Annotated in this window: 11 protein-coding genes and 2 pseudogenes; 1 reads left to right on the plus strand and 12 read right to left on the minus strand. The window is 63.2% G+C overall.

The window, feature by feature from the left end; translation table 11 throughout:
- Positions 1 to 15 precede the first annotated feature (15 nt).
- Positions 16 to 503, plus strand: a pseudogene (locus NKI25_RS03610) (DUF8737 domain-containing protein).
- A gap of 5 nt (positions 504 to 508) precedes the next feature.
- Here the strand turns inward: NKI25_RS03610 and NKI25_RS03615 are convergent.
- The 12 genes and pseudogenes from NKI25_RS03615 to NKI25_RS03670 form a co-directional block, all read right to left on the minus strand.
- Positions 509 to 1,947: pseudogene (locus tag NKI25_RS03615) on the minus strand (S8 family serine peptidase).
- Positions 1,937 to 2,605, minus strand: a complete 669-nt coding sequence (locus tag NKI25_RS03620; RefSeq protein WP_352998190.1) for an anti-sigma factor — start codon at positions 2,603 to 2,605, stop codon at positions 1,937 to 1,939. The pseudogene NKI25_RS03615 and the gene NKI25_RS03620 overlap by 11 nt, the downstream one beginning before the upstream one ends.
- Complete coding sequence (locus NKI25_RS03625; protein ID WP_352452243.1) at positions 2,602 to 3,165, minus strand: sigma-70 family RNA polymerase sigma factor; 564 nt, start codon at positions 3,163 to 3,165, stop codon at positions 2,602 to 2,604. Before NKI25_RS03625 ends, NKI25_RS03620 begins: the two co-directional genes overlap by 4 nt.
- A gap of 131 nt (positions 3,166 to 3,296) precedes the next feature.
- Positions 3,297 to 4,136: an alkaline phosphatase family protein gene (locus NKI25_RS03630; protein ID WP_352634912.1), complete on the minus strand. Its 840-nt coding sequence runs from the start codon at positions 4,134 to 4,136 to the stop codon at positions 3,297 to 3,299.
- A gap of 93 nt (positions 4,137 to 4,229) precedes the next feature.
- A complete protein-coding gene (locus tag NKI25_RS03635) occupies positions 4,230 to 5,915 on the minus strand; it encodes an ABC transporter ATP-binding protein (protein WP_352998191.1) in 1,686 nt (561 codons plus the stop codon).
- The gene (locus NKI25_RS03640) at positions 5,915 to 6,739 is read right to left on the minus strand and encodes an ABC transporter permease (protein WP_352590907.1); all 825 of its coding nucleotides are present in this window, start codon (positions 6,737 to 6,739) and stop codon (positions 5,915 to 5,917) included. Before NKI25_RS03640 ends, NKI25_RS03635 begins: the two co-directional genes overlap by 1 nt.
- A 10-nt stretch (positions 6,740 to 6,749) precedes the next feature.
- Positions 6,750 to 7,709 carry an ABC transporter permease gene (locus NKI25_RS03645; RefSeq protein WP_352590910.1) on the minus strand — a complete coding sequence of 320 codons (960 nt, stop codon included), beginning with the start codon at positions 7,707 to 7,709 and terminating at the stop codon, positions 6,750 to 6,752.
- Between the two features lie 16 nt (positions 7,710 to 7,725).
- Positions 7,726 to 9,315: an ABC transporter substrate-binding protein gene (locus tag NKI25_RS03650; RefSeq protein WP_352590913.1), complete on the minus strand. Its 1,590-nt coding sequence runs from the start codon at positions 9,313 to 9,315 to the stop codon at positions 7,726 to 7,728.
- A 154-nt stretch (positions 9,316 to 9,469) separates the two neighbouring features.
- Positions 9,470 to 11,452 (minus strand): CocE/NonD family hydrolase, encoded by a 1,983-nt coding sequence (locus tag NKI25_RS03655; RefSeq protein ID WP_352998192.1) that lies wholly within the window; start codon positions 11,450 to 11,452, stop codon positions 9,470 to 9,472.
- Positions 11,453 to 11,537: 85 nt separating this feature from the next.
- Entirely contained in the window at positions 11,538 to 12,131 is a 594-nt protein-coding gene (locus NKI25_RS03660; protein ID WP_352454754.1) for a nucleoside deaminase, read from the minus strand.
- Positions 12,131 to 12,634: an ureidoglycolate lyase gene (locus NKI25_RS03665; protein WP_023676220.1), complete on the minus strand. Its 504-nt coding sequence runs from the start codon at positions 12,632 to 12,634 to the stop codon at positions 12,131 to 12,133. Before NKI25_RS03665 ends, NKI25_RS03660 begins: the two co-directional genes overlap by 1 nt.
- Positions 12,631 to 13,479, minus strand: a complete 849-nt coding sequence (locus tag NKI25_RS03670; RefSeq protein ID WP_502897028.1) for a bifunctional allantoicase/(S)-ureidoglycine aminohydrolase — start codon at positions 13,477 to 13,479, stop codon at positions 12,631 to 12,633. Before NKI25_RS03670 ends, NKI25_RS03665 begins: the two co-directional genes overlap by 4 nt.
- Positions 13,480 to 13,511: the final 32 nt, after the last annotated feature.

A 13,511-nucleotide genomic window follows, 5' to 3' on the forward strand; every position in this document is an offset into this window, starting at 1 on the left:
TTGAGAGAAGGCCAAATGTCCACGGAAATGGTGTTCCAAACCCATCTTGCTCTCGGCTATGTCGCGTGGCTGCTTTGCTTCGGCGCGTACGGTTTGCCGTGGCTCAGGTCGATGGACCGGGTCGCGGCGCAACGCGCCATCGCCACGCTGCACAGCTTCCGCTTCTTCGGGCTCGTCTTCATGGTTACGTAAGCCCCAATCTGCCCACCGACTTCGCCGTATTCGCCGCCTACGGCGATTTCGCGACTGGCGTGCTGGCCATGCTGGCGCTGCTCACGGTGAGGATACGCCCGCTCTTCTGGCCGTTGGTCGTCGCCTTCAATGTCGCAGGGACGGTCGACCTCATCGTCGACTATTACCACGCCATTCAGATCGGCCTTCCTGCACGCGCAGGCGAACTGGGCGCCACCTACGCGATCCCGATCATCTACGTACCGCTGCTGATGATAACGCACATCGCCGCATTCTATTTTCTGCTACGTCCTCAGCAAAACGCGACTTGAGCGGGCTATTCCTTCGCCGCCTCGGCCGCCTTGGTATTCAGCAGGCCAAAGCCGAAATCATTGTCCCGCCCCTTCGCGCCGAGATCCCTTGCGGTGACGGCAAGTGCTTTCTCGACCCAGTCGGCCGAACGGTCGGGTGCGGCATGGAACAGGTTGGCGACGGCGCCGGTCACGATCGCTGCGGCGAAGGACGTCCCGGTCACCACGTCCGAGCCGGCGCCGCTCGGCGCCACCATCTCGACGCCGGGAGCGGAGATGAAGACATAGGCGCCGCGATTGGCCTGCGGCATCAGCCCGTCCTTGGCATCGGTGGCCGTCACCGCCATCACGCCGTCGAAGGCGGCCGGATAACCATAGGGCGCCTTCGGTCCGTTATTGCCGGCGGCCGCAACCAGCACGATGCCAAACGCGCGCGCATTGCGGCAGGCGATGCCGAGCAGGTCGTTCTTCGGACCGACGAAGCTCATATTGATGATGCGGACATCCTGCTCCGCCGCCCAGTCGAGCGCCGAAAGGATGACGTCCATGGTCGACTTGCCGCCCTCGAAGGCGCGGGCGTGATAGATCCTGGCACCCGGCGCCATGCCTTTGAACGCGCCGGTGCCGGCAATCAGTCCATCGACCGAAGTGCCGTGGTCGCGCGCCTTGATCGGCACGTCGGGCATGGCATCGAACTGCCCGGCGATGACGCCGGAGAGCGCCGGATTGCCGTCATCGATGCCGGTGTCGATGACGCCGACGCGCACATTCTCGCCGCTGGCTTTGTCGGCATCGAGCGCAATGCGCTCGAACGCATAATTGACGATGCTGGCCGCCTGCTGCAGCGAGTAGACGTGGTTGGCCTCACGCCGCAAAGTACGGCCGTCGGCGGCAAGTTGCGCCAGCACGACGCCGACCGGGCGGCCATCGGGAATGCCGAAGCGCACCAGCGTGTTGCCGAGCAGCCGCGACTGCCGCTGCGAGCGTATCTCGAGGCCGAACGAGGCCGCGATCTGCTGGACCGCGCCGGCATCGCCATTGACCGTGACCAGCACCTCGTCGGGCACGAAATCGCCGATCACGGCGCGCGGCGGCTCGGTTGCGACAAGATCGGTGGGTGCTACGACCGGACCGCCCGGCGCGGCAGCCTGTATTGCCGGCGCGACGGCGGGTGGGGTTGCAGTATTGCCAGGAGGTATAGCGCCTCGGTGACTACGGCAGGATTGGGGAACAGGTCGAAAATCAAGTCCGGAAGAAACACCGCGCCCGTTATTCCAGGAGCCAGCGCTTTGCCGCCATCCTTCACGGCGCCGCCATCCTTGGCGCAGTCGGCGTTGGCAGCATTTCCCCGGTTCAGGCAGTCGATCTCAGCCTGGGTGAGGTTCGGGTCATTGGTCTGCGCCATTGCGGACGCGGCGAAGATTGTCATCGCTGCCGTCAATCGAATGACCGCCTCAGCCGCCATCAGCCGGTTTCCTTCCCTCCAGCGCAGCTTCGGTGAAAGGCTGGGCGGCAATAAGGCCAAGCAGCTTCTGATAGTCGGCGGCGGTCTTGGCCGGAACGCCGAGGCGGAAGACGCCGTCGGCGGTCGGCCCGCCGGCGATCTTCAACTGGTTCTGGTCGAGAAAAACGATGATGTCGGACAGCTTCGCATCCGGTTTGAACTTCACAAGGGCAAACGGCATTTTGGCCAGATCGTCCTCCGATCTGGCAATCTCGAAATCGCCACCTCTGTTGCCGGTCTGCACAAAAGACTGCACGACGACCAGAGCCAGCAGCACCGCGGCCGCGGCCCAGGCGACGCCGGCGGGCACCGCCATGAAGCGGCTCCAGGCTTGCGCCAGCCAGGACGATGCCGCAGGCGCGCGGGACGGGCCGGCCTCGGCGTCGAGCGCCTTGGCAAAGCGGCTGAGCGCATCGGCCGGCGGGCGGATTGCCTCGTTTGCGGCAGCGGTGCCGGAGAATTCGGCCTCGGCCTCGCCTAGTGCGGCCATCGCCGCCGGATCGCTCGCCAGCCATTCCTCGATGGCTTCGAGCTCGGTGCCCTCCAGCGAGCCGTTCAGATAAAACGGCAGCAGCATTTCCATTTCGTCGCGGCGTGACATTTTTTCAGCGGCGCTCATGGCCACCCCCTGTCGTAACCGGCGGCCTTGAGGGCTTCGCCGAGTTTCTTGCGGGCGTAGAACATCCTGGTCTTGACCGTTGCGACCGGGATGCCGAGTACCTCGCCGATCTCGCTCACCGATTGCCCGTGATAATAGGCAAGGTCGATCACCGTGCGGTGCTCTTCCGGCATGGCATCGATAAAGCGTCGCAAGGCGGCGGCCTTGTCTTCCTTCATCGTCACGACTTCCGGCGTGTCGGCGCCGTCGGCGACCTGGGCCGCGTCATCGTCGTCGATCCAGTCTTCCTTCTTCTTGCGCAGCAGGGACAGCGCCTTGAAGCGGGCAATGCCGAGCAGCCATGTCGAGACCTCCGAGCGCCCCTCGAAGGCCGGTGCCTGCCGCCAGAGTTCGAGGAACACCTCGTTCGCGATATCGTCGGCCATCAGTTCCGATCCCGTCTGGCGTGCCACGAAGCGGTAGACCCGCGCGTGGTGGCGCATGAACAGGAGCCGCACGGCGGCACGGTCACCTTTCGCGACCCGCTCGACAAGCGCGCGATCGGTCTCCGCGGCCGTCATCGCCGGTCGAGCCGCCTGGCTCCTGCCTGCTCTGTCGCTGATCGGCCCAAAAAGGTTCACCGCATCCGCCCGTATATTTGCGGAGGCTAACTGAAGAGCGGGAGCGTTGCCAGAGGGAGAAGAGGGCGCGCTCAGCTCAGGAATGGCTCGGCCTTCATCGTCGCCGGCACCGGCACGCCGAGGCGCGCAAGCGCCGTCGGCGCGAGCTGCAGCTGATCGAGCAGCGTATTGGCTTCCGGACCCTCGCCGGATCCGAAGTAGTAAAGTGCGAAATCCTGCATCTCCTCGTCGTGGCCGCCATGATGGCCGCGATCGGTCTGGCCATGATCGGCGGTGACGATCACCTCGTAGCCGGCTTCCCGCCAGCGCGGCAGAAAGCCGGCGAGCATGGCGTCCATTGCATAGACGGCATGATCCATCTCGTGGCAGTCATGGCCGAAGCGGTGGCCCATCGAGTCCAGCGTGCAGCTGTGCAGGATGCCGTAGTCGATGCCGTAGCGCCTGGTCAGCATGGTCAACGTCGCGAACAGGTCGACGTCGCTCGGCGTCATCTGGTTCCTGGCATTGTAGCCGGTCATGGTGTGGAACCGGCCATGGCTGATCGGCCTGCCCGGCTGGTCGAACTCCATGTCCTCGACCAGGTCGAACGGATAGGCCCGAAAGAATTCGGACCAGTAGGAGTGGGTGACCGCACCGGTCTTGCCGCCGGCCCTGCTGACTTCGGAAAAGATGTCCGGCTGTTCGACGCGAAACCGGTTCTCGTTGGACAGGATGCCGTGCACTTGAGGCGGCACGCCGGTGTGGATCGAGGCATAGCAGGATGCCGAGGTCGACGGCAGCACGGAGCGCATCTTCCACACGCGGGCTTCGCCTGATTGCACCCAGCCTTCGAGATTGCCCATCAGCCGTCGCCAGTTCCGGTAAGGCACGCCGTCGAGGATGATGAGCAATAGTTTTGTGTTGAGCGCCAAGGGCGCCTCCATGCGGCTTAATCGGAAAAGTCAGGGCGGGCCTGCCGTTCAATCCACGCCCGGACAGGATCGTCGAGCGCAAAGGGCGGCCCGCTAGTTCCCCGCGCTGGCCATGCGCCGTCCCTTGATCGCTTTCTCTAGCCAGCCGATCTCCATTTCTGGCACCGACGATAGCAAAAGATCGGTGTAGGCATCGAAGGGTGGCGTCAGCACGGTGCTCTTGGCGCCGTAGCGCACCACTTCGCCGCGATACATCACGACGATTGAATCGGCGATCGACTTGACCGTGGCCAGGTCGTGGGTGATGAACAGATAGGCGACGTTTTCCTCTTTCTGCAGCCCGAGGAGCAGCTCCAGTATGCCGTGGGCGACCAGCGGATCGAGCGCCGAGGTCACCTCGTCGCAGATGATCAGCTTCGGCTTTGCGGCGAGCGAGCGGGCGATGCAGACGCGCTGCTTCTGGCCGCCCGAAAGCTCGGCCGGATAGCGGTCGACATAGCCTTTGCCCATTTCGATCTTGTCGAGCAGTTCCGCGACACGGGCGTCACGTTGCCTTCCGCGCAGACCGAAATAGAATTCCAGCGGCCGGCCGATGATGGTGCCGACCGTCTGGCGCGGGTTCATCGCCACGTCGGCCATCTGGTAGATCATCTGCAGTTGGCGAAGATCCTCTTTCGGCCGGTCGGCAAGCCGGTTGGCGAGCGGCCGTCCGTCGAAGGTGACGGTGCCTTGTTCGGGCGGCAAGAGGCCGGTGATGGCGCGCGCCAGTGTCGATTTGCCGGAGCCGGACTCGCCGACCACCGCCAGCGTCTGGCCGGGGAAAATATCGATCGAGACGTTCTTCAGCACCTTGATGTGACTGCGGCCATAGGCGGCGGTGATGTTCTTGACCGACAGGAACGGGCTCGTGCCAGGCTTCTGCTCCTGGTGTTCGATCTCATGCACCGAAACCAGCGCGTTGGTGTATTCCTGGCGCGGCTCCTTGATGATCTGGCGGGTGCCGCCCCATTCGACCAGCCGGCCGTGGCGCAGCACCATGATCTCGTCCGAGACCTGGGCGACGACGGCAAGGTCGTGAGTGATGTAGAGCGCCGCGACATGCGTGTCGCGGATGGCATCCTTGATCGCCGCCAAGACGTCGATCTGCGTCGTCACGTCGAGCGCCGTGGTCGGCTCGTCGAAGACGATCAGGTCGGGTTCCGAGCACAGCGCCATTGCCGTCATCACGCGCTGCAGCTGACCGCCCGAGACCTGGTGGGGGAAGCGCTCGCCGATGCTTTCGGGGTTCGGCAGGCTGAGCTTCTTGAACAGCGCCACGGCGCGCTTTTCGGCTTCGGCCCGCGTCGCCGTGCCGTGCAGGAGTGCTGCCTCGACCACCTGGTCCATCAGCCTGTGCGCCGGATTGAAAGCGGCTGCCGCCGATTGCGCGACATAGCAGACCTCGCGGCCGCGCAATTTGCGAAACCCTTCGTTGCCGCCCTTCAGGATGTCGCGGCCATTGAGGATGACCTCGCCGCCGGTGATGCGCACGCCGCCGCGGCCGTAGCCCATCGACGACAGGCCGATGGTCGATTTGCCGGCGCCGGACTCGCCGATCAGGCCAAGCACCTTGCCCTTCTCCAGCGTCAGCGAGACATCGTGCACCAGCACGATGTTCTTCGGCGCCTCACCCGGCGGATATACCGTGGCCTCGATGCGCAGATTGCGAATGTCGAGCAGCACGCCGGACTTCGGTTGCCCGGGCTTCGGTTGCCCGGGCTTCGGTTGCTTGTCAGCCATTACCCGCGTCCTCCCTTCAGGCTTGTCGTGCGGTTGAGCACCCAGTCGGCGACCAGATTGACGGAAATCGCCAGTGCGGCGATCGCCGCCGCCGGAATGAGGGCGGCGGCTATGCCGAAGACGATGCCGTCCTTGTTTTCCTTGACCATGCCGCCCCAATCGGCGCTAGGCGGCTGCACGCCAAGGCCGAGGAAGGAGAGCGTCGACAGGAACAGTACGGCATAGATGAAACGCAGGCCGAGTTCAGAAACCAGCGGCGACAGCGCATTGGGCAGGATCTCGCGGAAGATGATCCAACCGCTGCCTTCGCCGCGCAGCTTGGCCGCCTCGACATAATCCATGACGTTGATGTCGACGGCGACCGCCCTCGACAGGCGGTAGACGCGGGTCGAATCCAGAACGCCCATGACCAAGATCAGCGTCACCAAATTGGATGGCAGCACCGACAGCACGACAAGCGCCATAATCAATGTCGGGATCGACATCAGGAGATCGACGAGACGCGACAGAAGCGTGTCGAACCAGCCGCCGAACACCGCGGCCGAGAAGCCGAGGATGGCACCGAGCGAGAACGACAGCGCCGTCGCCAGCACCGCGATGAACAGGGTGATGCGGGCGCCGTAAATCATGCGCGACAACAGATCACGGCCGAGATTGTCGGTGCCCAGCCAATGCGTCGCCGACATTGGTTCCCAGACATCGCCGATGATCTCGCCATTTCCATGCGGCGCGATCCATGGCGCGAAGATCGCCGCCAGCACGAACAATGCCGTCAGCACTAGCCCGATCAGCGCCGGGATGGGGATGCGTTTTATGACGAGCATACCCGCCCCCTCATTTCGGATGTCTGAGGCGCGGGTTGGCGACGATCGCCGCTATGTCCGCGATGATGTTCAGGCTGATGTAAACGGCGGCAAAGATCAGCCCCACCGCCTGCACCACCGGCACGTCGCGCTTGGTGACGTGGTCGACGAGATACTGCCCCATGCCTGGATAGACGAAGATCACTTCGACGACGACAACGCCGACGATCAGGTAGGCGAGGTTGAGCATGACGACGTTGATGATAGGTGCAATCGCATTGGGAAAGGCATGCCTGCGAATGACGGCGAAGGCCGACAGCCCCTTGAGCTCCGCCGTCTCGACATAGGCAGACTGCATGACGTTGAGGATCGCGGCGCGCGTCATGCGCATCATATGGGCGAGCACCACCAGGGTCAGCGCCGCCGCCGGCAGCGTGATCGCCAGAATGCGTTCGCCGAAAGGCATTCCGTCATAGACGGTCGAGATGCCCGGGAAGATCTGGTACTTCACGGCGAAGAAATAGACGAGCACATAACCGATGAAGAATTCGGGAAAGGACGTCGAGGCGAGCGCCAATCCGGAAATCAGTTTGTCGACCCAGCCATTGCGGTAGCGCACTGCGATCAGGCCGAGGATGATCGCCAGTGGCACCGCCACGATCGCCGCCCAGAAGGCGAGGAACAACGTATTCCACAGCCGCCCCTTGATCGAGGTCGCAATATCTTGCCCGCTCGACATCGCCGTGCCGAGATTGCCGGTGAGCACGCCGCCGAGCCAGCGGAAATAGCGGATATAGGCCGGATCGTTGAGACCGAGCTGCTCGCGCAGATTGGCGAGCGACTGCGGGGTCGCCGACTGTCCGAGGATAGCTTGCGCGACGTCGCCGGGCAGGATTTGGGTGCCGGCGAAGATCAGGACCGAAACGGCCAACAGCAGCAGAATGCCCAGCGCGATGCGCTGGGCCACAAGTTTCACGATGGGTGAGGACATATCCGCAAGGCCGGGCTCAGGCTTCGAGCCAGCACTTTGCCAGAGCGTATCCGTTCATCAGCTCCTGATGCGGATCGTCGACCCAGCCGGCAACCTTGGCGCCCGTCGCGTCGATGAACTGGTTGAACATCGGCAGGATGAGGCCGCCCTCGTCGCGAACGAGCATCGCCATGTCGCGATACATCGCCTTGCGCTTGGTGTTGTCGAGCTCGGCGCGTGCCGCCAGCACCATCTTGTCGAAATCCGGACGCAGGAAACGCGTATCGTTCCAGTCGGCCGTCGACAGGTAGGCAGTCGAATACATCTGGTCCTGCGTCGAGCGTCCGCCCCAGTAGGACGCGCAGAAGGGCTGCTTGTTCCAGACTTCGTTCCAGTAGCCGTCGCCCGGCTCGCGCTTGATCTCCAGCGTGATGCCGGCCTTGGCCGCGCTCTGCTGATAGAGCTGCGCGGCGTCGACAGCGCCCGGGAAGGCGACGTCCGATGTTCTGAGCAAGATTGAGCCGTCATGGCCCGACTTCTTGAAGTGGAACTTTGCCTTGTCGGGATCGTATTTGCGCTGCTCGATATCATCGGAAAACAGCGGGTATGCCGCATTGATCGGGAAGTCGTTGCCGAGCGAGCCGTAGCCTCTGAGGATCTTGTCGAGCATCTCCTCGCGGTCGATCGCCAGCTTCAGCGCCATACGCAGATCGTTATTGTCGAATGGCGCGGTGTTGCAGTGCATGATGAAGACGTAGTGGCCAGGGCCGGCATGGTTGCGGATGGTGACGCCGGGTAGACGCTTGATCAGGTCGACGATCTTCGGCTCGACGCGGTTGATCATGTTGACCTGTCCGCCCTGCAGGGCGGCCGTCCGCGCCGTGGCATCGTTAATGACGATGACCTCGACCTGGTCGGCATGGCCCATCTTGTCGCTCTGCCAGTAGTTGGCGAAACGCTCGCCGCCATGACGCACGCCAGGCTCGTTGGTAGTGACCTTGTAAGGCCCGGCCGAGATGCCGGCGTCGGCCTTGTCCTTGCCGCCGTTCGGCTGGATGATCAGGTGGTAGTCGCTGAGCAGATAAGGAAGGTCGGCATTGGCCTCCTTCAGCGTCAGAACGACTTCCTTGCCGCTGACCTTGATGCTCTCGATGCCCTTCATGTAACCGAGTGCGCCGGACTTCGACTTTTCGTCCGAATGACGTTCGAGCGTGGCGGCCACGTCCTCGGCGGTCACCGTCTTGCCATTGTGGAATTCGACGCCGTCACGGATTTTCAGCGTCCAGGTCTTGGCGTCGTCCGACGAGCCGATCTCCTCGGCGATGCGGTTCTCGAGAGTGCCTTCCGGGGAAAGCTCGACGATCAGTTCGCCCCACATCTTGCCGAAGGCGAACGGCACCTGGGTCAGGAACAGGGCCGGATCGAGGCTGTCGGCCGAAGAGCCGCCGACCAGGCCGGCCTTCAGCGTGCCGCCCTTGACCGGGCCTGCGGCACGCGCCGCGTTTGAAAGCAGCGAGTTGGCGAAGGTTGCGGTGACACCGAGCGCTGCCGCCCGGCCGAGAAAATCGCGACGGCTCAGCTTGCCGGACGCAACGCGCCGGCTCAGATATTCCAGTTCGTTCGACATGTTGAGTTCCTCACTCTGTTGGTCCGACCTTATGGTCGTTTTTCTCATTTCTATCGGGAGAATAATGACCGTAAGGGAAAGCCGTAAGCAAGACCGAATGCGACATGCCGTGGCGTAAATCGTGCGTCGCAATTGGACCAATCGCTATAAGCGCTCAAAGCAATGCGCGCGGGATTTTCTCCTCGAAGTTGCGCTCGAAGACCAGTTTTTCGCCTTCGTAGGCTTCGATTCTGGCGCTAACCATGAAGCTTTGCGCGTCGGAGCGCATTTCGGCGAAGGTTTCGGTGCGCACCGACCATTCATTTCGCGACAGCGTCTGGGTCCAATGCGTCTTGCCCGACGCTGACAGCGGATTGTCGGGATGGATCGCCCATGTCTCTCTGGCGACGCTGCCATTGGCGAGGCCATGCCCCAGGTCGCGCACCTCGCCAAAATCGTCGACGATGGAAAGCGTGGTCATTCCGGTCTTTTCGTCGCGATCGACATGACGCTCGGAATTGGCGGCGCGGACCGTTTCGGTTGCCCAGGGCGTGGCGCTTTCGGGGGCGGGGAAGGTGACCTCATCGCCTGTCGCCGGCGGGCGCAGCGGCAGCATCAATGTCGCGGCCGACAATTCCAGCCGGACCGGCTCCGGCGACGGCCAGATCATCGGCCAATAGCTGTTGGAGATGGCAACGCGCAAGCGGTGGCCGGCCGGCGCGCGATAGGCGCATTGGTCGAGCACCACCCGGGCGCTGACGGTTTCGCCGGGCACCAGCGCTTCGGGAAATTCGTGCGAGTTGCGATGCGTCAGGTTGAGCACGCCGTACGAGATCAGCTCCGATGCCCCGTCCGGATGGACGTCGCACAGCCGAACCGCGATGTTCGCCTGGCGCCGGTCCGACGAGACCCTGACCACAACTTCGGGAGCACCGACAATGTCGACCGTTTCGGTCAGCACCGGCTGGTCGAAACACACCGACAGCGCATCGTCGGGGCGCTGGTCACCCGGCAGTTCCGGTCCAAAGGTGAAGGGGAAATATTCGCCGCCGGCGAGGCCGCAGCTTTGCGGCGAAACGACCATAGCGTGGTTGCCTTCAGCGATAAGCTCAACCTCTTGCGTCTTGATGTTGGGTGACGGCCATTCCGATTCAGCGACCCAGCGGCCCGGCCGCTCGGGATGCCAGCGCGCCGGACGCACGCTGTCCATGACATAGGCGCGGTAGGCGGGGTCGGCCTCGACGCCGGTGTCGATGTCCTTCAGCCAGCGGTCCCACCAGCGCAAGGCCTCCTGCAGGAAGCCGATGCGCGGTTCGGGCGCGGCGTAATGCGGGTATTTGTGGATCCACGGGCCGACGATGCCCTTGACCGGCGCCTGGATGTTGGCGGCGAGATGGGAAATCGTATTGCGATAGCCGTCATGCCAGCCGCCGATCGACAGCACCGCGGCATGGATGGCGGAATAGTCCTCGCAGATCGAGCCGCGCTTCCAATAGGCATCGCGATGCTGGTGCTTCAGCCACAGCGGTGCCAGGAAGGGCTGGTTCTCCAGCCTGGTCAGCCACAGGTCGCGCCATCTGTTGTCGCCGGCCAGCAACGGATCCGGCGGCCTTGACGAATAGGACAGCATGGTCGAGGCCCAGCCGAAATTCTCGATCAGCAGGCAGCCGCCCTTGTAGTGGATGTCGTCGGCATAGCGGTCGACCGTCGAACAGAGACTGATGACCGCCTTCAGCGCCGGCGGCTGCTTAGACGCCACCTGCAGGCAGTTGAAGCCGCCCCACGAAATGCCCATCATGCCGACATTGCCGTTGCACCAGGGCTGGTCCGCCGCCCAGGCGATGACGTCGCAAGCGTCCTGCAATTCCTGCTCGGAATATTCGTCGTCCATCAGCCCTTCGGAATCGCCATTGCCGCGCATGTCGACGCGGATCGAGGCGTAGCCGTGGCCGGCAAAATAGGGATGCGTCAGCTGATCACGATAGATCGTGCCGTCGCGCTTGCGATAGGGCAGGTGTTCGAGGATTGCCGGCACTGGGTCGTCGGCAGCATCGGCCGGCATCCACACCCGCGCCGACAGCCGGCAGCCGTCCGGCATGATGATCCTCATATCCGGAAATTCGACGATCTTTCGGGGGAATTCAGTGACGATTTTCATGCGGGCGAACTCCAGGAGCGCCAGATGATGGAGCCCGTGAGAGCGCGTCATGGGCCAGTCAACGAATTCGGCTGGTCAATCCGCGTCAATTCAGCGGAATGTCGTTTTCGTCCTTGCCGGCCTGATAGGCGCCGGACAATTCGTCATAGCGCGCTGATATTGTGTGGATGCGCGCTTCCAGCCGACCGCGCTCGGGGTCGGGCAGCGAGCGCACCAATTTGCGGATCGAAAAGCTCTTCCAATAGGCATTCTCGGCATTGTAGCCGCCGGGATCGAGGGTGAAGACCTCTTTCAGGATCTTCAAATCGTGCGGGATGTCGAAGCTGTCGCGCGAGTCCTCGTGGCTGAACAGATAGAAGAAATTGTCGAAGCCGGTCCAGGTGATCGCCGACAGGCAGAGCGAGCAAGGTTCGTGCGTGGCAAGAAAGATCGCGTCCTTGGTATCGACGCGCTCGGCCTTCGGCATTTCGTAGAAGCGCTTCAGGCAGTGCACCTCGCCATGCCAGAGCGGGTTTTCCGTCTCGTTGTTGGTTTCGGCAAGCACCAGCGAACGGTCGTCCTTGCGCAGGATCGCCGCGCCGAACAACTTGTTGCCATGCGCGACGCCCTCGGCCGTCTTCGGCACGATGTCGTGCTCTATGACATCGAGCAGGCGGTCGATCAGCGAAATGTCGGTCATCACCGGCTCCCATCGGGAAGATGTATCTCGTAGGCGTGCGAGAAATGGCACTCTTCGAGATTGGAGTCGTCGCCGCCACGGTCGACGACCAGGAAGTCCTGCGGCTCGCCGATCGGCGTCAGCACGCCGTGCCACAAATTGCGCGGATAGTTGATGCCTTGCCCGGGCGCGGTGATGAAGGCATGCGGCTCGCCCGGGCCCTCCTCGCCGTCATGGCAGACGACGACCAGGAACGGCCGTGGTGACAGCGGGATGAAGGCCTGGCTGCCAAACGGATGGCGCTCCACCATGGTAAGCTTCAACGGCAGCTCATAGTGCGTGCCACGCACCATCGAGATCAGCACGCGCGCATTCGGCCCTCGTGCTTCCGCGGTGGCGAGGTCATGGTAGCGCTCGGCCTTGCCGCCATTGATCGGATAATGGTTGTCGCCGCCCATATCGATGACGTCGCCGAATTCGGCGAAATTCTCGCGGGTCAGCGGCCGCGCGACGATGCGGGTCATGGTGTAGGTCTCGCGACGCCGGCGCTGCCAAGCTTGGCGTGGCGGTTGACGTCCTTGTAGAGGAGATAGCGGAATTTGCCTGGCCCGCCGGCATAACAAGCCTGCGGGCAGAAGGCGCGCAGCCACATATAATCGCCAGCCTCGACCTCGACCCAGTCCTGGTTGAGACGATAGACCGCCTTGCCCTCCAGCACATAAAGCCCGTGCTCCATGACATGCGTCTCGGCGAAAGGAATGACCGCGCCCGGCTCGAGCGTGACGATGGTGACATGCATGTCGTGGCGCATGTCGGCCGGATCGACGAAGCGCGTGGTCGCCCATCGGCCTTCGGTACCCGGCATCGGCGTCGGCGCGATGTCCTGTTCGTTGACGAAGAACGCTTGCGGCGGCTCGATGCCGTCGACTGAATCATAAGTCTTGCGGATCCAGTGGAAGCGGACGGCGGCGCCGCTTTCATTGTGCACCGTCCACCCACTCGCCGGCGGCAGGAAGGCAAAGCCGCCCGGCCTTAAGCTATGTTTCTTGCCGGCAAGCGAAACGCTTAGCTCGCCTTCGACCACGAACAGCGCACCTTCGGCGGCGGCGTCAAGCTCAGGGTGGTCGCTGCCGCCGCCAGGCGCGAGCTCGACGATATATTGCGAAAACGTCTCGGCAAAACCCGACAGCGGCCGCGACAGCACCCAGACGCGTGTCCCATCCCAGAACGGCAAGGCGCTGGTGACGATGTCCTGCATCACGCCCTTGGGGATGACGGCATAGGCCTGTGTGAACACAGCGCGGCCGGTCAGCAATTCGCTCTGGCCGGGATGTCCGCCCTGCGGCGCATAATAGGTTCGCTCGGCCATTTTCATCATATCCATAAATTCAAGCCTGTTGC

The sequence above is a fragment of the Mesorhizobium sp. M0808 genome, from assembly GCF_040320025.1.
Classification (GTDB): Bacteria; Pseudomonadota; Alphaproteobacteria; order Rhizobiales; family Rhizobiaceae; genus Mesorhizobium.